22 protein-coding genes are annotated in these 25,354 nt (G+C 71.4%); 5 read left to right on the forward strand and 17 right to left on the reverse strand.

Annotated features, from left to right (window positions below; translation table 11 throughout):
- Nucleotides 1-5: 5 nt before the first annotated feature.
- The gene (locus IPM43_11420) at nucleotides 6-818 is read right to left on the reverse strand and encodes an enoyl-CoA hydratase/isomerase family protein (protein QQS24025.1); all 813 of its coding nucleotides are present in this window, start codon (nucleotides 816-818) and stop codon (nucleotides 6-8) included.
- A 274-nt stretch (nucleotides 819-1,092) separates the two neighbouring features.
- On the opposite strand from IPM43_11420, the gene IPM43_11425 reads away from it, so the two are divergent.
- Both IPM43_11425 and IPM43_11430 read left to right on the forward strand, forming a co-directional pair.
- Nucleotides 1,093-1,905: an SDR family oxidoreductase gene (locus IPM43_11425; GenBank protein ID QQS24026.1), complete on the forward strand. Its 813-nt coding sequence runs from the start codon at nucleotides 1,093-1,095 to the stop codon at nucleotides 1,903-1,905.
- A gap of 28 nt (nucleotides 1,906-1,933) precedes the next feature.
- Nucleotides 1,934-2,482 (forward strand): nuclear transport factor 2 family protein, encoded by a 549-nt coding sequence (locus tag IPM43_11430; protein ID QQS24027.1) that lies wholly within the window; start codon nucleotides 1,934-1,936, stop codon nucleotides 2,480-2,482.
- Nucleotides 2,483-2,622: 140 nt separating this feature from the next.
- Here the strand turns inward: IPM43_11430 and IPM43_11435 are convergent, their stop codons facing one another.
- The 6 genes from IPM43_11435 to IPM43_11460 form a co-directional block, all read right to left on the reverse strand.
- Nucleotides 2,623-3,396 carry an SDR family oxidoreductase gene (locus tag IPM43_11435; protein QQS24028.1) on the reverse strand — a complete coding sequence of 258 codons (774 nt, stop codon included), beginning with the start codon at nucleotides 3,394-3,396 and terminating at the stop codon, nucleotides 2,623-2,625.
- Complete coding sequence (locus IPM43_11440; protein QQS24029.1) at nucleotides 3,396-5,840, reverse strand: AMP-binding protein; 2,445 nt, start codon at nucleotides 5,838-5,840, stop codon at nucleotides 3,396-3,398. Before IPM43_11440 ends, IPM43_11435 begins: the two co-directional genes overlap by 1 nt.
- 424 nt (nucleotides 5,841-6,264) lie before the next feature.
- Entirely contained in the window at nucleotides 6,265-7,074 is an 810-nt protein-coding gene (locus tag IPM43_11445; GenBank protein QQS24030.1) for an SDR family oxidoreductase, read from the reverse strand.
- A gap of 42 nt (nucleotides 7,075-7,116) precedes the next feature.
- Nucleotides 7,117-8,346: an amidohydrolase gene (locus tag IPM43_11450; GenBank protein ID QQS24031.1), complete on the reverse strand. Its 1,230-nt coding sequence runs from the start codon at nucleotides 8,344-8,346 to the stop codon at nucleotides 7,117-7,119.
- Nucleotides 8,346-9,209 carry a hypothetical protein gene (locus IPM43_11455; GenBank protein ID QQS24032.1) on the reverse strand — a complete coding sequence of 288 codons (864 nt, stop codon included), beginning with the start codon at nucleotides 9,207-9,209 and terminating at the stop codon, nucleotides 8,346-8,348. Before IPM43_11455 ends, IPM43_11450 begins: the two co-directional genes overlap by 1 nt.
- A complete protein-coding gene (locus IPM43_11460; protein QQS24033.1) occupies nucleotides 9,206-10,150 on the reverse strand; it encodes a TIGR03619 family F420-dependent LLM class oxidoreductase in 945 nt (314 codons plus the stop codon). Before IPM43_11460 ends, IPM43_11455 begins: the two co-directional genes overlap by 4 nt.
- Nucleotides 10,151-10,198: 48 nt before the next feature.
- On the opposite strand from IPM43_11460, the gene IPM43_11465 reads away from it, so the two are divergent.
- Nucleotides 10,199-11,089, forward strand: a complete 891-nt coding sequence (locus IPM43_11465) for an SDR family oxidoreductase (protein QQS24034.1) — start codon at nucleotides 10,199-10,201, stop codon at nucleotides 11,087-11,089.
- A 14-nt stretch (nucleotides 11,090-11,103) separates the two neighbouring features.
- Here IPM43_11465 and IPM43_11470 read toward each other — a convergent pair whose 3' ends face one another.
- The 6 genes from IPM43_11470 to IPM43_11495 all read right to left on the reverse strand — a co-directional run bounded on the left by IPM43_11470 (nucleotide 11,104) and on the right by IPM43_11495 (nucleotide 16,632).
- A complete protein-coding gene (locus IPM43_11470) occupies nucleotides 11,104-12,087 on the reverse strand; it encodes an LLM class flavin-dependent oxidoreductase (GenBank protein ID QQS24035.1) in 984 nt (327 codons plus the stop codon).
- A 24-nt stretch (nucleotides 12,088-12,111) separates the two neighbouring features.
- Nucleotides 12,112-12,831: an SDR family oxidoreductase gene (locus tag IPM43_11475; GenBank protein QQS24036.1), complete on the reverse strand. Its 720-nt coding sequence runs from the start codon at nucleotides 12,829-12,831 to the stop codon at nucleotides 12,112-12,114.
- Nucleotides 12,824-13,462: a TetR/AcrR family transcriptional regulator gene (locus tag IPM43_11480; protein QQS24037.1), complete on the reverse strand. Its 639-nt coding sequence runs from the start codon at nucleotides 13,460-13,462 to the stop codon at nucleotides 12,824-12,826. Before IPM43_11480 ends, IPM43_11475 begins: the two co-directional genes overlap by 8 nt.
- Nucleotides 13,463-13,525: 63 nt before the next feature.
- The gene (locus IPM43_11485) at nucleotides 13,526-14,434 is read right to left on the reverse strand and encodes an SDR family oxidoreductase (protein ID QQS24038.1); all 909 of its coding nucleotides are present in this window, start codon (nucleotides 14,432-14,434) and stop codon (nucleotides 13,526-13,528) included.
- A gap of 42 nt (nucleotides 14,435-14,476) precedes the next feature.
- A complete protein-coding gene (locus IPM43_11490) occupies nucleotides 14,477-15,433 on the reverse strand; it encodes an acyl-CoA dehydrogenase family protein (GenBank protein QQS24039.1) in 957 nt (318 codons plus the stop codon).
- Between the two features lie 11 nt (nucleotides 15,434-15,444).
- On the reverse strand, nucleotides 15,445-16,632 hold the full coding sequence (locus tag IPM43_11495) for an acyl-CoA dehydrogenase family protein (GenBank protein ID QQS24040.1): 1,188 nt from the start codon (nucleotides 16,630-16,632) through the stop codon (nucleotides 15,445-15,447).
- A gap of 93 nt (nucleotides 16,633-16,725) precedes the next feature.
- Between IPM43_11495 and IPM43_11500 the strand changes: the two genes are divergently transcribed.
- Nucleotides 16,726-18,264, forward strand: a complete 1,539-nt coding sequence (locus IPM43_11500) for an acetyl-CoA acetyltransferase (protein QQS24041.1) — start codon at nucleotides 16,726-16,728, stop codon at nucleotides 18,262-18,264.
- A 43-nt stretch (nucleotides 18,265-18,307) separates the two neighbouring features.
- On the opposite strand, the gene IPM43_11505 is transcribed toward IPM43_11500, so the two are convergent.
- Nucleotides 18,308-18,757, reverse strand: a complete 450-nt coding sequence (locus IPM43_11505; protein QQS24042.1) for a hypothetical protein — start codon at nucleotides 18,755-18,757, stop codon at nucleotides 18,308-18,310.
- Between the two features lie 129 nt (nucleotides 18,758-18,886).
- Between IPM43_11505 and IPM43_11510 the strand changes: the two genes are divergently transcribed.
- The gene (locus IPM43_11510) at nucleotides 18,887-21,520 is read left to right on the forward strand and encodes an EAL domain-containing protein (GenBank protein ID QQS24043.1); all 2,634 of its coding nucleotides are present in this window, start codon (nucleotides 18,887-18,889) and stop codon (nucleotides 21,518-21,520) included.
- 22 nt (nucleotides 21,521-21,542) lie between these two features.
- On the opposite strand, the gene IPM43_11515 is transcribed toward IPM43_11510, so the two are convergent.
- From IPM43_11515 to IPM43_11525, 3 genes are read right to left on the reverse strand one after another with little or no spacing between them, the layout of a single operon-like run.
- On the reverse strand, nucleotides 21,543-22,295 hold the full coding sequence (locus IPM43_11515) for an SDR family oxidoreductase (protein QQS24044.1): 753 nt from the start codon (nucleotides 22,293-22,295) through the stop codon (nucleotides 21,543-21,545).
- Nucleotides 22,292-23,830, reverse strand: coding sequence for an AMP-binding protein (locus IPM43_11520; GenBank protein ID QQS26441.1), 1,539 nt, complete (start codon nucleotides 23,828-23,830; stop codon nucleotides 22,292-22,294). Before IPM43_11520 ends, IPM43_11515 begins: the two co-directional genes overlap by 4 nt.
- Nucleotides 23,827-25,326: an acyl--CoA ligase gene (locus tag IPM43_11525; GenBank protein QQS24045.1), complete on the reverse strand. Its 1,500-nt coding sequence runs from the start codon at nucleotides 25,324-25,326 to the stop codon at nucleotides 23,827-23,829. Before IPM43_11525 ends, IPM43_11520 begins: the two co-directional genes overlap by 4 nt.
- Nucleotides 25,327-25,354: the final 28 nt, after the last annotated feature.

A 25,354-nucleotide genomic window follows, 5' to 3' on the forward strand; every position in this document is an offset into this window, starting at 1 on the left:
GACCCTCACCATCCCTTGAAGCGCACGTCGCGCCGCTCGACGAAGGCTTGCACGCCTTCTTGGAAGTCGTCGGTGCGGCTGGCGAGCTCTTGGGCCCAGGCCTCTTCCTCGAACGCGGTCCGCCGGTCGCTGTCGAGCGAGCGGTTCAGCAACCACTTCGCGAGCGACACCGCCTTCGTCGGGGCGTTCGCCAGCCGCTGCGCCCATTCGTCGACGGTCGCCGCGAGCTCGTCGGCCGGGACGCACTTGTTGATCAGCCCGATCCGTTCGGCGTCGGGCGCGGCGAGGTCGTCGCCGAAGAAGATCAGCTCCTTCGCCTTCGCGAGACCGATCATCCGCGGCAGCAGGTATGCACCGCCGCCGTCGGGCGTGATGCCTCGACGGACGAACACTTCGATGAAGCGGGCCGTGTCGGCAGCCACGATCAGATCGCAGGCGAGCGCGAGGTGGGCGCCGATCCCCGCCGCGGTGCCGTTGACGGCGGCGATCACCGGCTTCTCGCAATCGAGCACGGCGCCGACGAGGCGCTGCGCGCCGCGGCGGATGTTGCGCCCGACGTCACCCATCGTGCGCTCCGGCGCGCCTTCGGGGCGTGGCGCCTCGGGGATCTTGCTCACCCTCAGGTCGGCGCCGGTGCAGAAGTGCTTGCCGGTGGCACCGAGCACGACCACGCGGACGCGCAGGTCGCCGCTGGCCTCCTCGAACAGCGACACCATCTGGTTGCGCTGGTCGGGGGTGATCGCATTAGCGGCGTCGGGTCGATCGAGTGTGATCCGCGCGATCCCCGAGCCATCCACCTCGTATCGAAGCTCGGCCATGTCGCTCAAGTCGCATCTCTCCAGAATTCTCGGTCGGATCCCTGACGCTATGTGTCACGGAACCGACCGAGAAAGACGGCGAACCGATCAGTCTGCGCGTTCGTTCGGGGGTACCGACCCACGGCGACGGGGTCGGTGTGACGATCGTCTACTCTTTCTGACGCGTCGTCAGAAAGCAAGGGTCTGATCGCGCGCAATGCCGTCACCTCGAGTCGACGACGGCAACCTTCACCACCATCGCCGCGGTGCGGCTCCCACAGCAAGGAACGACACTTTGGGCACGATCTGCGTAACGGGGACGGCATCGGGCATCGGCGCCGCGACGAAGGCCGTCCTCGAGGCGGAGGGACACAGGGTGATCGGGGTCGACCTCCATGACGCGGACGTGGTCGCGGACCTGAGCACCGAGGCCGGGCGCACCGCGGCGATCGAGGGCGTGCTCGCCGCGTGCGGCGGCACGCTCGACGGCATCGCCCCGTGCGCCGGGGTGAGCACGCCGGCACCCGCCCGCCTCGTCGTCGCGGTCAACTACTTCGGCACGATCGCCTTGGTCGAGGGTCTGCGTGAGGCGTTGAGCCGCGGCACTGATCCTGCGGTCGTGATGATCTCGTCCAACTCGACGACGATGTCACCGGGGCTGAGCGTCGATCAGGCGGCGGTGTTCCTGGCGGGGGACGAGGCCGCCGCGCTGGCGCGCTTCGGCGGCGACGCCGACGAGGCGTTCGTCGCCTATCCCGCCGGCAAGCTGGCGATCGCGTTCTGGACGCGCGCCAACGCCGTGCGGGCGGAGTGGATCGGCGCCGGGATCAGGGTCAACGCCATCGCCCCCGGTGTGATCGACACCGGGATGACACGCCCGCTGCTCGAGATGGACGGCTTCAAGGACGCGGTCATGCGGATCCCGATCCCCCGCGGGCGGTGGGGGCAGCCCGGCGAGATCGCCGAGGCGATCGCCTTCTTGCTGTCGCCGCGGGCGAGCTACGTGGTCGGCCAGGTGCTGTTCGTCGACGGCGGCACCGACGCGCTGTTGCAGCCGACCGCGCACCCGCACCCTCTGCCGGCGTCTCGGCCGGCGGGCCAGGGCTGAGGCCGCACCGGCCGTGGTGCCGCCCGGGATGGATCCCGTCGCCTGGCTCGTCGCCTGCGAGGAGATCCGCCAGCTCGCCAGCCGTTACGCGATCCTGCTCGACGCGCGCGACCTCGACGCGTTGGTCGAGCTGTTCGTACCCGACGTGCGCGCCGGGCGCGACGCGTCCGGCCAGGCTCTGGTCGGGCGTTCGGCGTTGCGTGACTCCTTCGCCGCGCAGCTCGGTGAGCTGGGGCGCAGCATCCTGTCCGGCAGCAACCACGTGATCGACGTCGCCGATGCCGACCATGCGACTGGCGTCGTCTCCTGCCGCGGCGAGATCGAGCCGCTCGACGCCCCCGGCACGTGGGTGGTGCAGCAGATCCAGTACCACGACACGTACGAGCGGCGCGACGGGCGCTGGCTCTTCGTCGGCCGCCGTCACCTGCTGTGGTACGGCGCCGACATGCTCACCCGCCCGATCGGGCTGGCCGACGCCAACTGGCCGGCCAGCCACTCCGGCAAGGGCGAGCTACCCGAGTGGTACCCCACCTGGCAGCTGTGGCAGGCCCGCGCCGTCGACGGCACTACCCCCTGAACCGCAAACCGCGGCTATCGCGCCAATCTGTCAACGAACCTGCGCCAGCCGCAGCTCGGTTGACAGATTGGCGCGGAACCTGCGGTTTGACGGATTGGCGGGGGCGGGGCGGGCGGGGTGAAGGAACCTGCGGTCGACGGTTAGCGGGCGGGGACGAGGCCGCCGTCGGCGATCACCACCTGGCCGGTGACGAAGCTCGAGGCGTCGGACACCAGGAACAACGCCGGGCCGACCATCTCCTCGGGGGAGGCCATGCGCCGCATCCACGAGGCCGCGGCCATCGACGCCTGCGCCGCGGGTGAGTTGTTGCGCACCATGTCGGTGTCGACGGTGCCGGGGGCGAGGGCGTTCACCCGGATGCCGCGGCCGGCGAAGTCGGCGGCCATCGACCGCGTGAACGACAGCAGGCCGGCCTTGGCCGCGCCGTACATCGACTGCGCGGTCGTCGGCAGGTAGGCGCCGGCGGAGATGACGTTCAGCACCGCGGCGTGGGGGCTGGCCTCCAGGTGGGGCAGTGCCTCCTGGACGAGGAACACCGGCCCGCGCAGGTCGACGTCGAACACCTTGGCCCACACCTGCGCGGTGAACTCCCCGAGCGGCAGGCTGAGCGCAGTGGCGGCGTTGTTGACGACGATGTCGACCGCGCCGAAGCGTGCCACCGTCGCCTCGACGAGGTTCGCGACGCCTTCGAGCTCGCCGAGGTGGGTGGGCACGCCGAGCGCCTCGGCACCCATCGACCGCAGGTGCTGCTCGGTCTCGGCGCACGCGTCGGCCTTGCGGCTGGCGACGACCACGTTCGCCCCCGCCGCGGCGAAGCCCTCGGCGAGAGCGCGGCCGATGCCGCGGGTGCCGCCGGTGACGATCGCCACCCGCCCACTCAGGTCGAACAGCTCGTGCAGGCGTGCCCGGTTCATCATCGCCCGGCGATCATGTCGGCGCGCCCGTTCACTTCGAACTCGCGGGTGAGCGCCGCACGGTCGGCGGCGGTCATCGGGCGCAGCGGGTCGTGGCGCGCAGGTCGCCACCACAGCGGGTCGGCGCAGTCCCAACCGACGCCACGCAGCGGCGGCTTGTGCACCTTGTTGTTCGCCGTGACCGGGATGCGCTCGACGACGCGGACGAACGCCGGCGCCCACTTCGTGCCGAGGTCGCGCTGCGCGGCGAGGAAGGCGTCGAACGCGGCGGCGTCGAACTCGACGCCCGGCTGCAGCTCGAGCGCGGCCATCACCTGATCGCCGGTGCGGGGGTCCGGCACGGCATAGACGGCCACCATCACGACGCCGGGAAAGCGGTGCAAGATGTTCTCCACGGGCGCGGCGGCGAAGTTCTCGCTGTCGACCCGCAGCCAGTCGGCACTGCGCCCCGCGAAGTAGAAGAACCCCTCGGCGTCGCGGTAGGCGAGGTCACCGGTCCAGTACCAGCCGTCGCGCAGGCGGTCCGACGTGGCTTCGGCGTTGCGGTAGTAGCCCTCGAACATGCCTCCACCGGCCCGGTTGACGAGCTCGCCGATGGACTCGCTGGCGTTCGTCAGCCGGCCGTGCTCGTCGAACACCGCCGGCGCGCACTCCTTGCCCGTGCCCGGGTCGATCACCGCGACGTCGGAACCGTCGTCGGTGCGCGGCCGGCCGAGCGCGTTCGGCGGAGTGTCGGGAGTGCGCATGATCACCACCACGCTCTCGCTCGATCCATAGCCCTCGACGAGCGCGCAGCCGAACCGGTCGGCGAAGCGGTCGCGGTCGAGCGCGCTGGCCTCGGTGCCGAAACCGAGACGCAGGCTGTGGTCGCGGTCCTCAGCCGTCGGCGGCTGCGCGAGCACGTAGGCGATGGTGCGCCCGACGTACGTGAAGTAGGTGCAGCCGTAGTGGCGCACGTCGGCCAGCCAACCGCTGGCCGAGAACTTGCGGCGCAGCACGACCGTGGCGCCGACGGAGAGCGCAGGTGCCCAGCAGGCCATCAGCGCGTTGCCGTGGAAGAGCGGCATCGCGCAGTAGCAGACGTCGTCGCGGGTGATGCCGTAGCCCGCGGCGGCGCGGATGCCCGACATCGCCATCCGCTCGTTCGAGCACACGACGGCCTTCGGCGCGCTCGTCGAGCCGGAGGTGAAGAGCAGCCAGAGCGGGAGGTCACCCGGTGGGTCGTCGGCGGGAAACTCACTGCCGGCGACGGCGTCGACCGCCGCGGCGTAGGCGGCTCCGTCGATCGTCAGTACGCGCTCGGGGTCTATCCCGTCTAGGCCGTCGATCAGCTCGGCTTGGGCCGAGTCGGTGACGATGAGCTGGCAGTCGGTGTGGCGGATGTCGCGCGCCAGCTCGGCGCCGCGCCGGGTGGGATTGATACCGACCACGGTCGCGCCGGCGAGCGCCGCCCCACCGGCGACGAAGAGGTGCTCGGGGACGTTGTCGAGCAGCACGCCGACGTGGAAGGGGCGGTCGGGGTCGCGCAGACCTTGGAGCAGCGCGGCGCGCTCGGCGCAGGCGCGCGCCACCTGATCCCACGTCCACGTCCGGTCTTCGAACAGGTATCCCGGGTGGTCGTCGCCGAGCCTGGCCCGGAGCAGCGCGGCGACGGTGCTCACGGCTTCACCGGGTCGGGTAGTGGGTGGCGGTACAGGGCGGCCGCGTTCTCGCAGCAGAGCTTGCGCAGCACGGCCGGGGGCAGATGGCCCCAGGCCTCGTGCAGCACGGTCTGGGTGTCGGGCCAGGTGGAGTCGCCGTGGGGGTAGTCGATCTCGACCATGATCCGATCTTCGCCGATCACCGAATACAGGTCGATCGTCGAAGGATCGTCCAAGGTGCAGAACCAGAAGTTGCGCCGCAGGACCTCGGCCGGACGCAGCGCGGAGCCGCGCCCGTAGCCGCTGCGGTCGACGATCGAGTCGAGCCGGTCGAGCAGCATCGGCACCCAGCCGATCCCGCCCTCGCTCATCGCCACCTTCAGCTCTGGATAGCGCAACGGGTAGCCGCTCCACAGCCACTCGGCGCACGCGGTCAGGCTGAGCTGGCCGAACAGCGTCGCGCCGAGCGCCAGCGCGGGAGCGGCCTCGGGCATCGGGTACATGCCGCTCGAACCGACGTGCAGCGACACCACGGTGCCGGTCTCGACGCAGGCCTCGATCACCGGGTCCCACCAGCCGGTGAAGAGACTCGGCAGCCCGACGTTGTGCGGGCGCTCGGGCAGGGTCACCGAGACGAAGCCGCGTTCGGCGTTGCGGCGGATCTCCGCCGCGGCGAGGTCGGCGTCGGCGAGATACGTGATCCCGCAGGGGATGAACCGCTCCGGGTATGCGCCCCACCACTCCTCGGCCATCCAGTCGTTCCAGGCGCGGGTGACGGCCAAGCCGAGCTCGGCGTCTTCGCATGCGGAGAACACGCGTCCGGCGAACCCGGCGATCTGGGAGGGGAAGCAGAGCGATGCCGAGCAGCCGACGAGGTCCATGTCACGGACGCGCTCGTGCACGTCGTAGCAGCCGGGACGCATGTCCTCGAAGCGGGTCGGCTCCAGCGAGCGCAGCTCCGGCCGGCGGCCGGCGACGGCGTTCATCCCCACTTGCGTGTAGCGCTGGCCGGCGAACTCCCAGACCTGGTGGCCGTTGGCGTCGACGACGAGACGCGGCGCGCCCTCTTGCAGATGCGCGGGCAGCCGGCCGTCGAACATGTCGGGCGGCTCGACGAGATGGTCGTCGACCGAGATCAGCGTGTAGCGGACGGGGACGGGGTCGGGGTCGGGCAGCAGGGCGGCGGTGTTCGGCGGGCCGATCCGGTAGGTCGCGGTGTCACCGGCGCTCATGCCACGTACTCCTGTGCCTGCAGGTAGGCGCCGTTGGCCACGGCGGGATCGGCGAGCATCTGGACGACGGCGGTCCCGATCAGCGCCGGCGGGGCGCCACGTTTCGCCACGAAGGCCAGGCGCTCGCCGGCGGCGAGCACGCGCTCGGTGGCGACGAAACCGGGGTTGACGTTGATGGCGAAGATGCCGCGCTCGCCGTACTCGAACGCGACCATGTCGGCGATGCGGTGGAACCCGGCCTTGGTCGCCGCGTAGACCAGCCCCCAGCCCCCCTCGCCCGCGGGCCGGGCGGGGGTGTGCTGGCCGGCACCGGAGGTGATGTCCACGAACGTGCCCCGCCTCCCGGTGAGCGGGTCGGGGTCGCTCGCGAGCATGTGGTGAAGGGCGCGGTGGGTGACGAGCATCTGGGCGGTGACGTTCGCGGTGACCCGCTTCACGATGTCGGCGACGGCGACACCGGCGAAGCGGGTGTCGTTGCCCGGGCCGGTGTAGATCGCGTTGTTGACGACGACGTCGCAGCGGCCGTCGAACGCCGCGAACACGGTGTCGACCACGCCCTCGATCGCGTCGAGGTCGAGCAGGTCCATCGCGACCGGGACGCAGCGCGCGCCCGCGGTCTCGATGTCGGCCTGTGTGGCGGCGAGGCTGCCGGCCAGCACGGCACCTGTCTCCGGGCTGAGTGCGGTGCCCTCGGTGACGGTGCGCGCGGTGATCGCGACGTCGTAGCCGGCATGCGCGAGCGCGACGGCGATGCCCTTGCCGATGCCCCTGCTCGCGCCCGTGACGAGCGCCGTCGGTCGTCGCATCGCGCCCCCTTCGTGCGTTGCGAGTCGAGCCCTCTCAGGGCCTCAGCTTTGGCGCCAGCGGCCGGTGTCGGGGTCGAGGCGCAGCATGCGGATGGCGTTGCCCCGCGCGATCTTGAACACCGTGTCGTCGTCGAGCTCGGCGACCTGCTCGGCGAAGATCTTCTTCGTGTACGGCCACGTCGAGTCGGTGTGCGGGTAGTCGGTCTCGAACGTGACGTTGTCGACGCCGATGCGGTGCAGGCTCTCCAGGCCGTGGCGATCGCGGTAGAAGCAGCCGAAGATCTGGCGGTGCCAGTAGGTGGAAGGCGGCTCGGGCACGATGTCACGCACCCCGCCCCACGCACGGTGCTCCACCCACACGTCGTCGGCGCGCTCCAAGATGTACGGGATCCAGCCGATCTGGCCCTCGCTGTAGGCGAGACGCAGGTCGGGGTGACGTACGAGCACCCCGGAGAACAAGAAGTCGCTGAGCGAGCTCATCGCGTTGCCGAAGCTGAGCGTGGCCGCGACCGCGGGCGGGGCATCGGGCGAGGTGGCCGGCATCTGGCTGGACGAGCCGATGTGCATGCAGACGACCGTGCCGGTCTCGGCGCACGCCTGGAAGTAGGGCTCCCAGTAGCCCGAGTGCAGGGTCGGCAGGCCGAGCTTCGCGGGGATCTCGCTGAACGCGACGGCGGTCACGCCGCGGGCGGCGTTGCGGCGCACCTCGGCGGCGGCGAGCTCGACGTCCCAGAGCGGGATGATCGGCAGCGGGATCATCCGCCCGCCGGCGTCTCCGCACCACTCCTCGACCATCCAGTCGTTGTACGCGGTGACGCATGCCGCGGCGAGACCCTTGTCGTTGGCCTCGGAGAACGTCTGGCCGCAGAAGCGGGGCATGGTCGGAAAGCACAGCGAGGACTCGACGTGGTCGGCGTCCATGTCGGCGAGGCGCGCGATGGGGTCGTAGCAGCCGGGGCGCATCTCGTCGTAGGTGATCGGCGATGCGGTCATCTCGTCGCGGTCGAAGCCGACGGCGGCGACGTGGCGCTTGTGCGGCGCGATGAGGTCTTCGTAGATCCAGCAGTCGGCCTTCGGGGCGTCGTCGTCCCACTGGAAGTCGTACTTGGTGCCGCCGAGATAGGTCATCCCGGCCAGGCCGCGCCGCTCGACGCGGGGCACGTCGGGGTGGCTCTTCCACTTCTGCGGTAGCCACCGCTCGAACAGGTGCGGGGGCTCGACGACATGGTCGTCGACCGAGACGAGCTTGGGAATCTCGCGTTCGCCGGTCATCACACACCCTCTTCTTCCACGGCCGAAGCCTTGCGCTCATTAGTTTCTGACACAGTATCAGATTTCTCGGCCGCTGCTCCCGGCGCCGACTGATCGCCACCGGGGGCGTAGAGGGCGAGGCGGCGCGCCACGTTGGCGAAGCCGAGCGCGACGAGCCCGACCGCTGCTCCGCCGGCGACGACGAGCAGCCGCAGCAGCCACAGGTCGCGGTCGATGCCATCTCTCGCCGCCCTCGCGCTGGCCTGGATCTGGGCGGCGATGCGGGGGGCGTCGGCGACCGTCACCGACGCGTTGGTGATGTCGACCGCCAGGCGGGTGAGGCGCGTCTCCAGCTGTTCGAGGGTGCCGATCGTGTCGGTCAGGCCGTCGGATCCCTCGCTCAGGCGCTCACCCAGCGCGCGGAGCTGGCCCGGAACGGGTTCGAGCCCGTCGGAGATCTCGCGCAGGTCCTCGGCGAGGGAGTTCGAGTTGCCGGGGATGAACCGCTCGACCAGCTCGATCCACCCCGCCAGGCGGTCGGCCGTGCGGGCCGTGCCCTCGATCGACTGGGCGACGTTCGTGCCGAGCGCGTCGCTCAGCTCGTAGCCCGTCGTCGCGGCGGTGCTGGTCAGGCTGCGCACCTGGCGCAGGGTGGTGTTCACCGCGCGGGTCAGCTCGGCCATCGCGTCGGGCAGGCTCGCCGACTGCCCGGCGACGTCGGCGATCAGGTCGGCGGTCTCGACGGTGACGTCGAGCGCTTCCCGGGTGTTGTTGCCGAGGCGCTGCACCAGCACGAGGCCGGCGACGGTGGCGACGAGTGCGGCGACGGCGATCCCGAACGCGATCGCGCGCAGCGGATCTCGCCGAGCCCGGACGCTGCTCATGCCGGAGAGCCTGCCACGCCTCGCGGCAGGTGGGGCAGGACGTGCTCGGCGAACCGGTCGAGCTCGGCGCGGAACGCGGCGATCGTCTTGCCGGCGAGGTTGACGACGAGCACGGTGGCTCCGGCACCGGCCAGCGCGAGGGCCTCGTCGACGACCGCCGCCGCTTCCCACTTACCGGAGGCGAACCCGGACACCGACAGCGGGATGGCCGCGACGTCGAGCGCGTCGGTGCGCCCGGCAGCGGCGGTCATCGCCTGCAGCCGCTCCACCCGCGTGGCGAGCGCGGCCACCGAATCGAGTGCCGGCGTGCCGAGCATCGTCGCCGTCGCCGGCGGACTGGGCATCGGCGACCACCCGCTGCCGTGCTCCACGGCGCGGCGCAGCGCGGCGAGCGAGTTGCCGCCGACCCAGATCGGCGGATGCGGACGCTGGAGCGGCGTGGGCAGCACCACGGTGCCGCGCGCCGCGTACCCCGGCCCGTGACGGTCCACCGGCGCGCCGGTCCACGCCGCCTTCATCGCCACGAGGGCGTCGTCGACGACGGCCGCGCGGTGCGTGTAGGAGGCGCCGAGCGCATCGAACTCGGCCTCGAGGTAACCGACGCCGATGCCGAGCGTCACCCGCCCGCCGGAGAGCACGTCGAGGCTGGCCACCGCCTTCGCGGCGAGGAAGGGGTTGCGGTAGGGAACGACGAGCAAGTTGGTGTGCAGGCGCAGCGTGCTCGTGGCCGCCGCGGCGAACGCGAGCGCGACGAACGGGTCGAGCGTCGGATGCCCGCCGCGACGCAGCCAGCGCTCGTCGGGAGCGGGGTGGTCGGTGACGAACACCGAATCGATTCCCGCCGCCTCCGCCGCCCGGGAGCACGCGGCGATGCCCGCGGCGGTGGCCAGCTCCGCGTCGGCGCCGGCGCGGTCGACGGGCAGGCCGAGGCTCACGAGCACCTCCACAGCGTAGGATCTGACGGTCCATCAGATGAACGGGAGGTCGTTGTGGGAGCGCTCGAGGGCAAGGTTGCGATCGTCACCGGTGCCGGGCAGGGCGTCGGCCGCTGCCACGCCGAGCTGCTCGCCGCCGAGGGTGCCGCAGTGGTCGTGAACGACCTCACCGAGAACGCCGACGACGTGGTCGGCGCGATCACGGCGAGCGGGGGCCGGGCTGTGGCCCATCGCACGAGCGTCACCGACTGGGCGGGCGCCCGCGCGCTCGTGCAGCGGGCGGTGGACGAGTTCGGCGATCTGCACGTGCTGGTCAACAACGCCGGGTTCATCCGCGACGCGATGTCGTTCTCGATGGACGAGGCGCCCTTCGACGACGTCGTCGAGGTGCATCTGAAGGGTCACTTCGCGCCGAGCCGCTTCGCGGCGCAGTACTGGCGGGAGCAGGCGAAGTCGCTCGCCGAGGGCGAGGCCCCGGTGCCGCGGCGGATCATCACGACGACGAGCGAGAGCGGGCTGTTCGGCGGCCCGGGCCAGAGCAACTACGGCACCGCGAAGGGGGGGATCGTCACCATGACGTTGATCCTCGCCCGTGAGCTCGGCCGCTACGGGGTCACCGTGAACTGCATCGCTCCCCGCGCACGTACACCGATGACCGAGGTGAACCCGAGGTTCGCCGCGCCCGAGAGCGGGTTCGACAAGTACGACCCGGCGAACATCTCGCCGATGGTCGCGTGGCTGGCGAGCGACGACTCGGCCGGGGTCAGCGGGCAGACGTTCATCGTGCTCGGCGACCAGATCCACCGCATGCGCCCGGCCGAGATCGCGTCCTCGATCACCGCCGGCGGTCAGAGGTGGACCGTCGCCGGCATCGGAGAGAACAAGGCCGCGCTGTTCGGCGAGGCGTCGTCCGACGTGCCTGCGTGGGGTGGCCCGCCGATGTGAGCCCGCGCCGGGTGCTACCGCGACAGGTGGGGCAGCACCTCGTGCTCGAACAGCTCCAACGACTCGGCCGCCCAGTCGGGGTGGATCCCGCCCATCAGGGGGTGCAGCACCAGCGACGATCCGCGCGGTAGCGAGCGCGCCATCGCCACGCACTCCTGCGGGGTCAGCACCTGGTAGGTGCCCTCGGCGCGCAGGTCGTCGACGGTGAGCGCACGGCTCTCCGTGAGCGTGCGGTACGTGCCCGGCTGCCAGCTACGGAACACGCCGGCATCGTGCAGCGCGAGCGGGCCGATGCGCGCCCAGTCCCGCTCGGGGTCGCTGGAGACGTGCACGAACCCCGGCCCCGCCGGATGGGCGACGAACACCGGGGCAACGCCGCAGCGCGCGCACTCGGCGTGGTAGGCGTCGACGATCGCCGGGTCGTGGTGCGAGGGGATCAGGCCCATCCCCAGCCGGGCGGCACGACGTGCCGCGGCCGGGGTCGAGCCGCCGGCCAGCAACAGCGGTCCCCCTGGCGTGTGCGGCGTCGGGAGCACGCGCACCTCGTGCCCGGCGTACTCGAACGGCTCGCCGCTCCACGCGCGGCGCAGCACGCCGACGACGTGCTCGAGCCGTGCCGCGCGCGTGCCGTAGTCGAAGCCGAGCACGTCGAACTCGACGGGGCGGTAGCCGATGACGAGCACCGCACTCGCCCGGCCACGCGCGAGCAGGTCCAACGAGGCGAGGTCCTCGGCAAGACGGATCGGGTCCCAGAGCGGGGCGACGATCGCGGAGATGCTGATCAGGATGCGTTCGGTGGCTGCGGCGACGGCACCAGCGACCACGAGCGGGGAGGGCATGTAGCCGTCCTCGGAGACGTGGTGCTCGGCGAGCACGACGGCGTCGAGACCCAGACGGTCGGCCCAGCGCGCCTGCTCCAAGCAGGCGCCGTACAACGCTGGATAGGGCGCTCCGGCAGGTGCGCGGCGCAGGTCGTAGCGCAAGGAGATGCCGGTCATCGAGTGAGGTCCTCCAAGCGTGCGTCAGCGTTCGTTGGTGGCGAGCCCGCCGTCGACCCACAGCGTGGTCCCGGTGACGAAGCCGCCCGCCGGCCCGCACAGGTAGGCCACCGCGCCGGCGACGTCCTCGACGGTGCCGACCCGGCCGAGCGGGGTCCGCTCGGCGAGCTTCTCGCGACGTCCGGGCACGGCGAGGTACGGCGCGGTCATCGGCGTGTCGACGAACCCCGGGGCCACGGCGTTCACGCGGATGCCCCGCGGGGCGAGCTCGAGAGCGAGCATCTTCGTCAGCATCCACGCCCCGGCCTTCGCCACGCAGTAGGCGCCGTTGTCGACGGTGGCGTGCTGGAACTCGCCCGAGGTGACGACGACGATCGAGGCGCCGTCGGCGATGAACGGCGACAGGGCGCGGATCGGCAGCAGCACCCCGGTGAGGTTGACGTCGAGCACCTCGTGCCATTCCTCGATCGGGGTGTCGAGCAGCGGCGCGGGGTGGTCGAGCACGATGCCGGCCGAGAGCACGAGCGCACCGACTCGACCTCCCGCCGCCTTCACCGACCCGGCGAGCGCGGCGCACGACTGCTCGTCGGTGACGTCGACAGGCGGGTCGGCGAGCACGTCGGCGACGATGGTCTCGAACCCCTCCGACCGCAGCCGCTCGACGCACGCGGCACCGATCCCGCGTGCCCCACCGGTGACCACTGCCAACCGCGGTGGCTGCACCGGGCGCGACTCGTCAGGCACTGCGCCCGGTGAGCGTCTCGTAGATGAGCGTCGCCATCGTCTCGCGCAGCGCGTGCGGGGTGGTGCCGCGCTGGACGATCTCGCGTTCGTAGGTGAGCAGGCGTTCGGCCATGGCCAGCATGCCGGCCGCGGCGGCGAAGGGGTCGACCACCTCGGCGATCCGTCCGGCGCGCTGGCCCTCCACGACCATCGTCATCATCTTCTCGATGATCGCCAGGTTCGCCTGCCGGCGCGCGGTGCGAAACGGCGGGTCGTTCTCCTCGGCCTTCAGGTTGCGCACCCGCAGCACCGCCTGGTGCTCGCGCCAGTGCGCGATGAAGTCGTCGACGAAGGCGCGGGCGCGGTCGAGGCCGTCTTCGCCGGTCCAGCTCGTGGCGAAGTGGCGCTGCAGCGGTGCCTCGTCGTCGCCGGCCTCGATCGAGAGCGCGAGGATCGCCGCGTCGACGTCGGCGAAGTACTGGTAGAAGGTGGCCGGCGAGGTGCCCACCTCACGGGTGACGTCGATCACCTTCAGGTCGAGCACCCCGTGCTCATCGAGCAGCTTGGCAGTCGCGTCGAGCAGCCGCCGCCGAGTCGCCTGCGCGCGGGCGCCGATCACACGTCCGTCTGCCGCCAAGACGTCGTCGGTCATGGAGCGACACGCTAGCTGCCTGCGTGACTGTGATCTGACGATGCGTCAGATCGCCGGGAGGCGTCAGGCGCCGTACACCGGGGCAGGGGACGGGGCCTCACGCACCAGGTCGGCGACGATCGCGCCGATCTCGGCGGGCTCGAAGCGGGCGTGCTTGTCGAACACGTTGCCGTGCTGCCAGCCGTCCGCGACGGACAGCTCGCCGCCGGCGCTCTCGAACATCCGCCCGCTCACGTCGCACCGCGCGGACCCGAGCCAGACCACGAGCGGGCTGACGTTCGCCGGGTCCATCTGGTCGAAGCCGGACTCGGGCTTGGCCATCATCTCGGCGAACGCCTCTTCGGTCATCCGGCTGCGCGCCGAGGGGGCGATGCCGTTGATCTTCACCCCGTAGCGCGCGAGCTCGGCGGCAGCGACGATCGTGAACGCGGCGATGCCGGCCTTCGCCGCGGAGTAGTTCGCCTGCGAGACGCTGCCGAACAACCCGGCGCCCGACGACGTGGTCACCACGCGGGCGTCGCACGGGGTACCGGCCTTGCTCAACCCACGCCAGTGGTCGACGGCGTGGCGTACGGGACAGAACATGCCGCGCAGGTGCACGCGCATCACCGCGTCCCACTCGTCGACGCCCATGTTCACGATCATCCGGTCGCGCACGATGCCGGCGTTGCAGACGACGGTGTCGAGCCTGCCCCACGTGTCGATGGCCTGACGCACCATGGCCCCCGCCGCGTCCCAGTCGCTCACGTCGTCGCCGTTGACGGCCGCCTCGGCGCCCATCGCCTCGATCTCGCGCACCACCTCCTCGGCCGGGCCAGGGTCCTGGCCGACGCCGGCCAACGACGCCCCGAGGTCGTTGACGAGCACCTTCGCACCCTCCGCGGCGAACGCGAGCGCATGGGCGCGGCCGAGTCCGCGGCCTGCCCCCGTGACGATCACGACTCGCCCTGCGCAGATGCCACCTGGGGTCATCGCCATCTCGTTCGTCTCCTGGTCTCTACGGGCTCTCGTCGGTCAGAGGGTGGCGGCTATCGCCGTCGCGTGGTGGTCGGACGTGCCGAAGGTGGCGTCGAGCACGACCGCGCGCTTCCAGTAGCGCTGCGCGTCGACCTCCCACGTGAAGCCCATCCCGCCGTGCACCTGGATGCCGGTCTTGCCGTTGAACAGCGCGGCGTCGCCGGCCATCACCTTCGCGACCGCGGCGGACCGCTGCGGGTCGGCGTCGCTCGCGTCGTCGAGCGCGCACGCGGCCGCGTACACGGCGGAACGTGCCACCTCGGCCTTCACGAGCATCTCGGCCAGCATGTGCTTGACGGCCTGGAAGCTGCCGATCGGGCGCCCGAACTGCTCACGCTGCTTTGCGTAGGCGGTGCCGAGGTCGACGGCGGCGAGGGCGAGGCCGAGCGCCAGCGCGGCGGTCAGCACCAGCCCGTCACGGCACAGCGCCGCGGCCGCCTCTCCCTCGGCGACGACCGGCGCGTCGAGCGCGGCGGCGTCGTCGGTGCACAGCCACACGGGTGACAGTGGGTCGAGGGGTCGTTCGACGGGGTCGAGCGTGAGCGTCGACGGGTCGACGAGGCGGACTGTGCCGGCGTCGAACCACAGCAGCCGGTCGGTCTGGGTGGCGTGCTCGACGAGGGTGCCCGCGGCCTGCGGTTCGAAGAGACCGACGACGGACGTGCCTTCGGCGGCCCCGTCGACGAGCCCCGCGGCGAGGTGGGTGGCCACGAGCGGCCCGGGCACGAGCCCGCGGCCGAGCTCTTCGAAGGCGAGCACCGCGTCACGCATGCCCATGCCGTCGGCGCGCATCGAGAACACGCCCATGTCGCCGAGCTCTCGCCAGCGGTCGCGGTCGAGCACCGCGGGCGTCTCTTCGACCGCGTGCAGCGAGTCGAGCGGGAAGCGGCCCTGCACGAACGCGCGCATTCCGTCGCGCAGCGCCTCGTGGTCGTCGGTCAGCCAGAAGTCCATCGCGGTGCTCCTCAGGGGTCCTTCGGCAGGCCGAGCACCCGCTCGGCGACGATGTTCTTCTGCACCTGCGACGTGCCGGCGGCGATGGTCATCGACAGGCCGTGGATGCGGCCGTGGACGTGCTCGCCGGTGGGCAGCTCACCGACGTCGTCGAGCGACAGCGACGCGCGTTCGAGCAGGTGCAGCGCGAGCTCGCCGAGGCGGTGGCGCAGGTCGGTATACGCGAGCTTGAACACGTTGCCACCGACGCCGACGAGGCCCTTGCGCGTCGCCTCGGAGATGTTGCGCTTGGTCTGCGCCCACAGCGCGTCGAGCTCGGCGGCCAGCCGGCCGAGGTCGCGCTGGAAACCCTGGTCTTCCCACGCCGTCGCCGACTGCCGGGTGATCTTCTTCGCCAGCGCGGCGAGGTCACGGCAGAGCTCCATCGTCTGGAGCATCTCGGACACGAACGCCGTGCCCCGCTCGAAGCTGAGCGTCACCATCGCCACCCGCCAGCCGTCGTTCTCGGCGCCGACGCGGTTGGCGACGGGCACGCGCACCTCGTCGAGGAACATCTCGCAGAACTCGGTCGAGCCCTCCATCGTGCGCAGCGGCCTGATGTCGATGCCGGGCGCGTCCATCGGCATGATCAGCCAGGTGATGCCGCGGTGCTTGGGTACCTCGGGGTCGGTGCGCACCAGCATCTCGCAGTAGTCGGCGACGTGGGCGAAGCTGGTCCAGATCTTCTGGCCGCTGATCACGTAGTGGTCGCCGTCGCGGATCGCCCGGCAGCTCAGCGCAGCGAGGTCGCTACCCGCGCCGGGTTCGCTGAACCCCTGGCACCACACGTGCTCGCCCTTCAGGATCCCCGGCAGGTGGTGGGCCTTCTGCGCGTCGGAGGCCTCGACGACGAGCGTCGGCCCGGCATGCAGCAGGCCGACGAAGTTCATGCCGACGTACGGCGCCCTCGCACGCTCGGTCTCTTCGAGGAAGATCAGGTGCTCGGTCGGCGTGGCCCCGCGTCCGCCGAACTCCTTCGGCCAGTTGATGCCCGCGTAGCCGGCGTCGAACAGCATCCGCTGCCAAGCGGTGTCGTAAGCGCGTCTCGCGTTCCAGTCACCGCGCGCCGGTTCGGGGCCCACCTGCGGGAGGGCGCCGTCCAGCCACGTTCGCAGCTCAGCGCGGAACGCCTCCTCGTCCTCGGTGTAGCGAAGGTCCATCCCTCTGCCCCCTCTCCGAACCGCCGATCGTACCCAGATCTGACGGAGCGTCAGAATCCTCGGGCAGCGGGCGGCCGTGCCACGATCGGGTCCGTGGACGATGCGTCGGAGCACTCGGGGCTCCCCCACACGGTGGGGGGACGGGCGCCTGTGCTGCTCGGTGTCGGCACGGTGCGGCAGCGCCTCGATGCTGCCTCGCTGCCCGGGCTGGGCCCGATCGAGCTGATGCAAGAGGCGCTCCGGCGCTCGCTCGCGGATGCCCAGGTGGCCGGGCTCGCCGGCCGGCTCGACGCCGTGCTCGTGCCGCGCGGCACCTGGAAGCACGCCGACCCCGGGCGGGCGGTAGCCGCCGCGGTGGGTGCCGACGCGGTGCGCAGCGTCGTGTCCGAGGTGGGCGTGCTGCAGCAGTCGCTCATCGCCCTCGCTTGCCGGCTGGTGGCCACCGGCGAGGCGCGGGCGGTGGCTGTCGTCGGCGGCGAGGCGATGCATCGGGCGCGGGTGGCTGCGGCGGCCGGGGTCGAGCTGTCGGCCGACGTCGCCGACGGCCCGTGGCCCGGCCCCGACGAGGTGCTCGCCCCGGGCGGCGAGATCGTGTCGGCGATGGAGATCGAACGGCACTTCGCCGTGCCCGTGCACCAGTACGCGCTGATCGAGAGCGTGCTCACCCACCGCGATGGCCACACCCCTCGCGAGCGGGAGACCCACGTCGCGCGCCTGTGGGCGAGGGGTGCCGAGGTGGCCGCCGACCTGCCCGACGACTCAGATGTCTGGGACCCGACGCGATGGACCGCCGCCGAGCTGTTGTCGCCCGCGCGCGGCAACCGGCTGCTCGCCTCGCCGTACCGCCGCCGGTGCGTCAGTGATTGGACGGTGGACCAGGCGGCCGCACTCGTCGTCGCCTCCGTCGATACCGCCCGTGAGCTCGGCGTCGACCCCGGCCGCTGGGTGTCACCGGTCGCGCTGGGGGAGACGAACCACATCGTGGCTCTCTCCGCGCGCCCCGACCTCGGGGGCTGCCCGGCGTGGCGGTTGATCGGGCACGAATTGGCGGCGGCGTGCGGCGTCGCGGTGGGCGACGTCGACCACCTCGATCTCTACAGCTGCTTCCCGTCGGCCGTGCAGGTGGCCGCGGCCGAGCTGCTCGACATCGACGACCTCGCCGGGCGGCCGTGGACCGTGACCGGGGGGATGACGTTCGGCGGTGGCCCGTTCAACAACTACGTGTTGCAGTCGACGGCGGCGATGGCGCGTGTGCTGCGTTCGCGTCCCGGTGAGACGGGTCTCGTGACGAGCGTCAGCGGCATGTTGTCGAAGGTGGCGGCGGCCGTGTGGCGCGGCGGGGGGCCGCAGGCGGAGCTGGTCGACTTCGACGTCAGCGCCCGGGCAGCGGCGCTGTCACCCGCCCGGCGCGAACGCCCGGACCTGCAAGGCGAGGCGCGAGTGGTGGCCGCGACCGTCGTGCACGATCGGGAAGGCCCGGTTCGCGGGCTGGCCGTCGTCGAGAACCCCGCGGGGGAGCGGTGCGCGGCCGTCACCGAGGACGGGGCCACGATCGCCGTCTGGAGCGAGCGCGACGTCGTCGGTGAGCTGGTGACCGTAGACGGCCGCGGCGCCCTCGTCTCAGCATCGTGACCCCGAGCCGCATCCGGCCGGGTCCGGGGAAGGCGCGCTGCTCTTAGGGCAGCCACCTGTCGACCATCGCGAGCACGGTCACGACGACGAGGGTCGTGTCGAACCAGGCCGCAGGCAGGATCGTGCGCATCGGGACGCTCGCGGCGTCGAGGTCGCCGGCGGCGAGGGCGCGCGCCCGGCGCTCGGCGAGCGGGTTGAACAGCGCCACGCCGAGCGCCGCACCGACGACGACGGTGACGATCCCGAGCAACACGAAGCCGGCACCCCACGACCAGTCGCCGTCGAGCACCAGCAGTACGCCGCTGACCGAGATGACCGCGCCGGCCAGGGGGTAATGGATCCGACCGAGCCATTGGGTGGCCTCGGTCCACGTCCGGGCCGCGCCCGCATCGGCCTTCGCGTAGAGCCGGGCCACGACGAGCTGCACGAGGTTCGCCCCGAGCCACGCCGCGACACCGCAGATGTGCAAAGTGAGCAACAGGGTGCGCGTCATCGAAGCTGACTAGCACCCTTGGATTACGCCTGCGTTACAAGCACCTGGATTGCGCCTGCGTTACAAGCACCGATCGCGGTGGGCCGACCTCTTGAGGTGACCGTGGAGGGGGCGTAGCCTGGCCAGTCCATGGCTGGTCGCGTCAGCGGACGGGACAGCCTGATCCGCGGGCGCAACGAGGGTCGATCGCCAGACGGCAGGCCTGTCGACGGGGGAGCCGACGCCGTCGCGCTCGTGCACCGTTACGGGCCGTGGCTCGAGGTGGCGTCTGCCGCAGCCGCGAGCGCGTACGCCGGGGCCGTCCTCGCCCGCGAGCACGGCCCGGCATGGGCTCTCCCCGGCCTGGCTGCGCTCGCAGTGGTGGCGGGGTCGGTGCCGTTGCTTCACCGGCGGTGGATCGCGGCTGTGCTGCGCGGTGTGGTCGCCGTCGCGCTGGTCTTCGCCGCGAGCGCCGCGGTACCCGGTCACCAGGTGGACCTGCTGATCTGGTTCTCGTACCTCGGGATCGTCTACGGGCTCGTGCTCGGGCTGCGGCGCAGCCTGCCCGTGCAGGTCGGCGTGCTGGCGGGCCTGGCAGTGGGCTCGTACTGGGCGCTCGGGCCGGGACCCACTCTCGCCAGGGCGTTGCCGGCCCTCGGCTGCGTCGTCGTCGCCGGCATCGTCGGCGATGCCCTCGGCATGACGGTCGAGGCCGCCGAGCGCGAACGCCGGCGTGCCGATCGACGCGAGTTGCAGGTGGCCCAGATCCGCACCTTGATCGACGCCGCGCCGCTCGGGATCGTGTTCTACGACGGCGAGCAGCGCTCGTTCGTCAACCAGCGCGCGGCGGAGATCTGTGGCTGCTCGGTCGAACAGCTCCTCGAATCCGGCTTCCGTGACGTGATCCACCCCGACGACAACGAGATCTACGAGGCGGTGCGCGACTCGCTCGCCCTCGGGGTGGCGGCCTCGTACATGGGGCGCACCCGTGACGAGCTCGGCGGGCGGACCGTCCGGGTCGACATCGCACCCGTGAAGGTGGAGGGCACGGGAGTCGCTGGCACGGTGGCGATGCTGTCCGACGTGTCGGCCGACGTGAAGCGGGAGCGGTGGCTGTGGCGGTTTGCGGCGATGGCCGAGTCGACGAGCGACATCATCGGGATGATGGACGTCAAGGGACAGACGATCTACCTCAACCCCGCCGGTCGCGCTTTCGCGGGGATCGCCCACGACGCCGCCCTCGACCAGTTCGACGCGTTCTCGATCGTGCCCGTCGAGTACCACGAGGCGCTCATCGGCGACGCGTACCAACGCGTGCTCGCCGGAGAGCGGTGGGGCGCAGAGCTCGACCTCGTCTCGCCGACGAGCGGGCGACGCATCCCCGTCTCGGCGGTGGTCGTCGGCATTCCGAGTCCGGCGCAGGAGGTCGAGGCGCTCGGGGTCGTCTATCGCGACATGAGCGAGCGCAAGCGCCTCGAGTCGCGCCTCGCGCACGCGGCGGCGCACGACGCACTCACCGGCCTGCCCAATCGGGAGCATCTGTTCGAAGAGCTCTTGGCGCGGATGGAGGAGGCCGACCAGCTCACCGTGCTCTTCTGCGATCTCGACAACTTCAAGCTCGTCAACGACAGCCTCGGCCATCGCGTCGGCGACGAGCTGCTGCAAGCGATCGGCGCCAGGCTGCGCACCGCGTGCCGCAACGAAGATGTCATCGGCCGCCTCGGTGGCGACGAGTTCCTCGTCGTGTGCAGCGGGTTGGAGGATTCCGAAGAGGCGATCGAGGTGGCCGAGCGGCTGCAGGATGCCATCCGCCGGCCGGTGCTGTTGAACGGGCGCGAGCATGTCGTCACCGCGTCGATCGGCATCGCCTCGTGGGGCGGCGGACCGCTGCACGCCGGAGAGCTGGTCCAGGATGCCGACATCGCCATGTACCACGCCAAGCGGTCAGGGCGCCGCCGGGCAGTCGTGTTCGACGAGGCGATGCGAACCCAGATCGTCGATCGGCTGGAGCTGGAGCGCGACCTGCGCCTGGCGCTGGAGCACGAGGAGTTCGAGCTGCACTTCCAGCCGATCTACGACACCGCGGCACCGACGATCGTCGGTTTCGAAGCCCTCGTCCGGTGGCGACACCCCAGCCGTGGGCTGCTGCTCCCCGCCCACTTCCTCGATCTCGCGGTCGAGGTGGGCTTGGCCAACGAGCTCGGTGATCGGGTGCTGCGCGGGGCGGCCGACGCGCTCGCCCGCCTGCAGGCCGTCGATCCGGAGATCCAGGTCGGGATCAACATCGCCTCCTCGCAGCTGCTGTCGCCCGGCCTCGTCGAGAGCCTCGCGCTGGGAGCCGAGGTGGCCGGCGTGTCCCCGAGCGGGTTCGTGCTCGAGATCACCGAGCACGCCTTGATGTCGGACCTCGCCGAGGCCAAGGGCGTGCTCGACCGGCTGCGCACGCTCGGCGTCCAGGTAGCGATCGACGACTTCGGCACCGGGTATTCGAGCCTGGCGATGCTGCGGCGGTTGCCGGTGGAGTACCTGAAGATCGACCGTTCGTTCATCGACGGCCTCGGCGTCGACACGGGCGACACCCAGATCGTCGGCCTGGTGCTGTCGCTCGCCCACGAGCTCGGCATGTCGCCGGTGGCAGAGGGCGTCGAGACCGAGCTCCAGCTGCGTGAGCTGCGCCGCCTCGGATGCGAGTCGGCCCAGGGCTTCTGGTTCTCGCCCCCGCTGCCGATCGAGGGGGCGCTGGCGCTGCTCGTCTCCTCGTTGGCGGCGTCGCTGACCAACTGACGCGCCGGGCGCCGGACGCCGGTCAGCAGGTCATGGCACCGTCGATGGGGATGATCGAGCCGCTCATGTACTTCGCTTCGTCGGAGGCGACATAGGCGATCGCGGCGGCGATCTCCTCGGGCTGGCACATGCCCATCGGCGTCATGATCTTCGCCATCTCGCTCACGTCCGCACCCTCGGGGAGAGTGGAGAACGACGAGACGATGTTCGTCACCGTGCCACCCGGCGCGATGGCGTTCACGCGGATCCCCTTGGTGCGGTACTCGTAGGCCAGGGCCCTGGTGAGCTGGACGACTCCGCCCTTGCTCGCGCAGTACGCGGCGCTCCACGGTTGGCCGATGAGCCCCGCGGTCGACGCGATGTTCACGATCACGCCACCGCCGAGGCGCAGCATGTGGGGGATCGAGTAGCGGGCGACGTAGAACGTGCCGTTCAGGTTGACTCGCAGGATGCGGTCGAACCACTCCGGTGTCTCCTCGTGCGACCAGGCGAAGTGGCCGATGCCGGCGATGTTGCCGACGATGTCGAGCCTGCCGAGCTCACGCACCACGGTGTCGACGGTCGCTTCCACCGCTGCCGCGTCGGTCACGTCGCAAGTCCACGCGAAAGCGCGCCCGCCGGCGGCGACGATGCCTTCGGCGGTGGCCTCGGCCCCTTGGACGTCGAGGCAGGCGACGGCGGCACCCTCGTCGGCCAGGCGTTGGGCAGTCGCCCGCCCGATGCCCGATCCGGCGCCGGTCAGCATGGCGACCCTGTCGGTGAAGCGATTGTTCATGGGTGACCTCCATAGTTCTGGCGCAGGTCCTTCTTCAGGACCTTGCCGCTCGGGTTGCGGGGGAGCAGCTCGACGATCTCGAGTTGCTCGGGGATCTTGTGCTTGGAAAGGCGCTGGGCGGAGAGGTGCTCCACCATCTGCGCGAACGTGAACTGCTCGCCGGCCTTGCACACCACCACGGCGCAGGCGCGCTCGCCGCTCGCGTCGTCGGGCAACCCGACGACCGCCGCGTCGGCGACGGCGGGGTGCAGGAACAGCAGGTCTTCGATCTCCTTCGCGGAGATGTTCTCGCCCTTGCGGATGATGATGTCCTTCAGTCGCCCGGTGATCGACACCCAGCCGTCGGCGTCGATGACGCCGAGATCGCCGGTGCGGAACCAGCCGTCGGGGGTGAAGGCCTCGTCGTCGAGCGTCGAGTCGACGTAGCCCATGCACACCTGGGGGCCCGACACTTGTAGCTCGCCTTCAACGCCGGGCGCCACCTGGACGCCGTCCATGACCGTGCGGAGGGAGACACCCGGGCAGGGCCGGCCGTCGGTCTCGGCCTTCTTCACGTCGGGATCGTCGACGTGCACCATCGTGTTGATCGGGCTCTCGGTGAGCCCCCACCCGCCGATCACGGGAGCGCCGAACGCCTCCATCATCTCGGCGTGCAGCGACTTCGGCTTCGGCGCACCGCCACCGTTGAAGATCCGCACGTCCGGCAGCAGGCGCTCCCCGGGCGGTAGCTGGCGCTGCGCGTTCAGGTACGTCAGCCAGAAGACGGTCCCGGCCCCGGCGCAGGTGCAGCCGTGCTCGCCCAGCCAGCGCGGTGTCGTCGCCGGGTCGAACACCTCGACCATCAACAGCTCGACGCCGGTCTGCATCGCGTTGAACAGCCACACCAGTCCACCGACGTGGGTGATCGGGAACACCACCGCGGCCTTGTCGTCGGGGCCGACCTGCATGCTCCACTGCATGCCGTCATTGGCGGCCGACATGGTGGCGTCGCTGTGCTTCGCGCCCTTCGGGTCGGCCGTGGTGCCGGAGCTGTAGAACAACCAGCGCAGCTCGGTCGGCGCGGGGCGGTAGGGGGCGAGCGTCGCCGGGTCGCCCTCGGGCATCGCCGGGTCGGCGACGAGCACCTCGAGGTCGAGCCCGGCCGTGGCCTCGCGCGCCATCGGCGGGAAGTCGAACCCGCGGAACACCCCGGGCACGACGAGCAGCCGGCACCCGATCTGACGGGTGATGAACGACACCTCGCGGTGGCGGTAGATGGGCAGGATCGGGTTCTGCACCGCGCCGAGGCGGCAGAGCGCGCCGGTGAGCACCAGCGACTCGAACCGCGACGGCTGGATCCAGGACACCACGGTGCCCTCGCCGACGCCGTGGCCCTGCAGGCCGGCAGCGACGCGCTCGCACCAGGCCTTGTACTCGCCGTACGACAACGAGCGCCCGGCCTCGTCGAAGGCCATCCGCTTGTCAGGCGTCAGCGCGGCCCGTTCCTCGACGAGCTGCCACAACGCCTTGCCGGCGGTGTCGATGATCCCGCTCATCTGCTCCATCTCGAACCCTCCTCATCGGCGCGCGGTTGCAGCGCCTTCTTGTCCACCTTGCCGATGCTCGTCAGCGGCAGCTCGTCGATCGTCACCAGGCAGTCCGGCGCCTTGTAGTCGGCGAGTCGCTCCTTCACGAACGTACGCAGCTCGCCGAGGTCGAGGTGGGCGCCGGGCGCGGCGACGGCGAACACCACCCCGATCTCGCCGAGGCGGTCGTCCACTGCTGCGCCGAGCACCGCCGCCGCCGCCACCGCGGGGTGCCCGCCGAGGCAGTTCTCGACCTCGATCGGGTACACGTTGTATCCGCCGCGGATGAACATCTCGGTGGAGCGCCCGACGAGGCGCAGGTTGCCGTCGTCGCCGAGCCAGCCGAGGTCGCCGGTGTGCAGCCATCCCTCGGCGTCGATCACCTCGGCGGTGCGCTCCGGGTCGTGCCAGTAGCCGCGCATCATCGCGCGGCTGCGCAGGCACACGGTGCCGACGTGGTCGGGGCCGAGCTCTTCGACCGGGCCGGCGTCGTCGTCGACGAGGCGCAGCTCGACGCCGCCGTTCGGGCGGCCGACGGTCGAGCAGATGACGTCGACGTCGTCGTCGAGCCGGGTACCCGTGGCGAGGCACGACTCCGTGCTCGCATACCGCACGACGACCGGGCAGCCGAGGCGCTCGCGGATCTCGGTGACCAGGTCGGGGGGTACGCGGGCGGCGCCGATGCCGGCCAGGCGCAGCGACGACACGTCCACCGCGTCGAGGCTCGGGTGGTCGAGCAGCATCCTGTACTGCGTCGGTACCCCCTGGCACACCGTCACCCGTTCGGCGTCGAGCAGGGCGAGCGTCGGCCCCGGCGCCCAGGGGGTGGGGGTGACCACGGTCGTGATCACGTGCATCAGCTCGTCCCAGACCCTCGTCATCGCACCCACGTGGGCGAAGGGCAGTGGCGACAGCCGCCGGTCGCCCACCGCGCTGAGCGGCGCGGCGCCGAGCGTCATCGCGCGCAGGCAACCGTGGTCGAACCACGCGCCCTTGGGCAACCCGGTGGTGCCGCCGGTCCACACGATGGCCACCGGGTCGGTGGTGTCGAGGCGCACCCGCCGCCGTTCGGGGTCACCCGGATCGAGTTGGGGCAGCTCGTCGCGGAACGTGAACGAGGGCGCGGCGTGCTCGGTGATGTGGCGCACCTCGGCCGGCCCCAGCCGGGGGTTGATGCCGGTCGCGACCGCGCCGGCGCGCATCGCGCCCTGGTACGCGACGGCGTAGTCGATGCCGCTCGGCAGCTCGATGCCGACGACGTCGCCACGGCGTACGCCCCGCTCCAGAAGCCACCCCGCCAGCGCGTCGGCCTGCGCCGCCCACTCGCCGAACGTGATCCGCCGCGCGCTGGCGTCGGGCCCGGGCTGCACGAACGCGATCGCGTCGGCGGCCACGCGCACCACCGCGTCGAACACGTCGAGCACGGTCGCGTGGTCGCCGGTGAGCGGGCGCTCGGGCAGTGGCATCGTCGTCGCAGGCGTGGTCGTGGTCGGG

It is taken from the genome of Actinomycetota bacterium, from assembly GCA_016700055.1.
Classification (GTDB): domain Bacteria; phylum Actinomycetota; class Acidimicrobiia; order Acidimicrobiales; family Ilumatobacteraceae; genus Kalu-18.

Excerpts from the sequence above, each read along its gene's own strand:
- IPM43_11420 (QQS24025.1), bottom strand. The coding sequence starts at position 818 with ATGGCCGAGCTTCGATACGAGGTGGATGGCTCGGGGATCGCGCGGATC.
- IPM43_11430 (QQS24027.1), top strand. The coding sequence starts at position 1,934 with ATGGATCCCGTCGCCTGGCTCGTCGCCTGCGAGGAGATCCGCCAGCTC.
- IPM43_11435 (QQS24028.1), bottom strand. The coding sequence starts at position 3,396 with ATGAACCGGGCACGCCTGCACGAGCTGTTCGACCTGAGTGGGCGGGTG.
- IPM43_11440 (QQS24029.1), bottom strand. The coding sequence starts at position 5,840 with ATGCGAAGACGCCGAGCTCGGCTTGGCCGTCACCCGCGCCTGGAACGA.
- IPM43_11445 (QQS24030.1), bottom strand. The coding sequence starts at position 7,074 with ATGCGACGACCGACGGCGCTCGTCACGGGCGCGAGCAGGGGCATCGGC.
- IPM43_11450 (QQS24031.1), bottom strand. The coding sequence starts at position 8,346 with ATGACCGGCGAACGCGAGATTCCCAAGCTCGTCTCGGTCGACGACCAT.
- IPM43_11455 (QQS24032.1), bottom strand. The coding sequence starts at position 9,209 with ATGAGCAGCGTCCGGGCTCGGCGAGATCCGCTGCGCGCGATCGCGTTC.
- IPM43_11470 (QQS24035.1), bottom strand. The coding sequence starts at position 12,087 with ATGACCGGCATCTCCTTGCGCTACGACCTGCGCCGCGCACCTGCCGGA.
- IPM43_11480 (QQS24037.1), bottom strand. The coding sequence starts at position 13,462 with ATGACCGACGACGTCTTGGCGGCAGACGGACGTGTGATCGGCGCCCGC.
- IPM43_11485 (QQS24038.1), bottom strand. The coding sequence starts at position 14,434 with ATGACCCCAGGTGGCATCTGCGCAGGGCGAGTCGTGATCGTCACGGGG.
- IPM43_11490 (QQS24039.1), bottom strand. The coding sequence starts at position 15,433 with ATGGACTTCTGGCTGACCGACGACCACGAGGCGCTGCGCGACGGAATG.
- IPM43_11495 (QQS24040.1), bottom strand. The coding sequence starts at position 16,632 with ATGGACCTTCGCTACACCGAGGACGAGGAGGCGTTCCGCGCTGAGCTG.
- IPM43_11505 (QQS24042.1), bottom strand. The coding sequence starts at position 18,757 with ATGACGCGCACCCTGTTGCTCACTTTGCACATCTGCGGTGTCGCGGCG.
- IPM43_11510 (QQS24043.1), top strand. The coding sequence starts at position 18,887 with ATGGCTGGTCGCGTCAGCGGACGGGACAGCCTGATCCGCGGGCGCAAC.
- IPM43_11515 (QQS24044.1), bottom strand. The coding sequence starts at position 22,295 with ATGAACAATCGCTTCACCGACAGGGTCGCCATGCTGACCGGCGCCGGA.
- IPM43_11520 (QQS26441.1), bottom strand. The coding sequence starts at position 23,830 with ATGAGCGGGATCATCGACACCGCCGGCAAGGCGTTGTGGCAGCTCGTC.
- IPM43_11525 (QQS24045.1), bottom strand. The coding sequence starts at position 25,326 with ATGCCACTGCCCGAGCGCCCGCTCACCGGCGACCACGCGACCGTGCTC.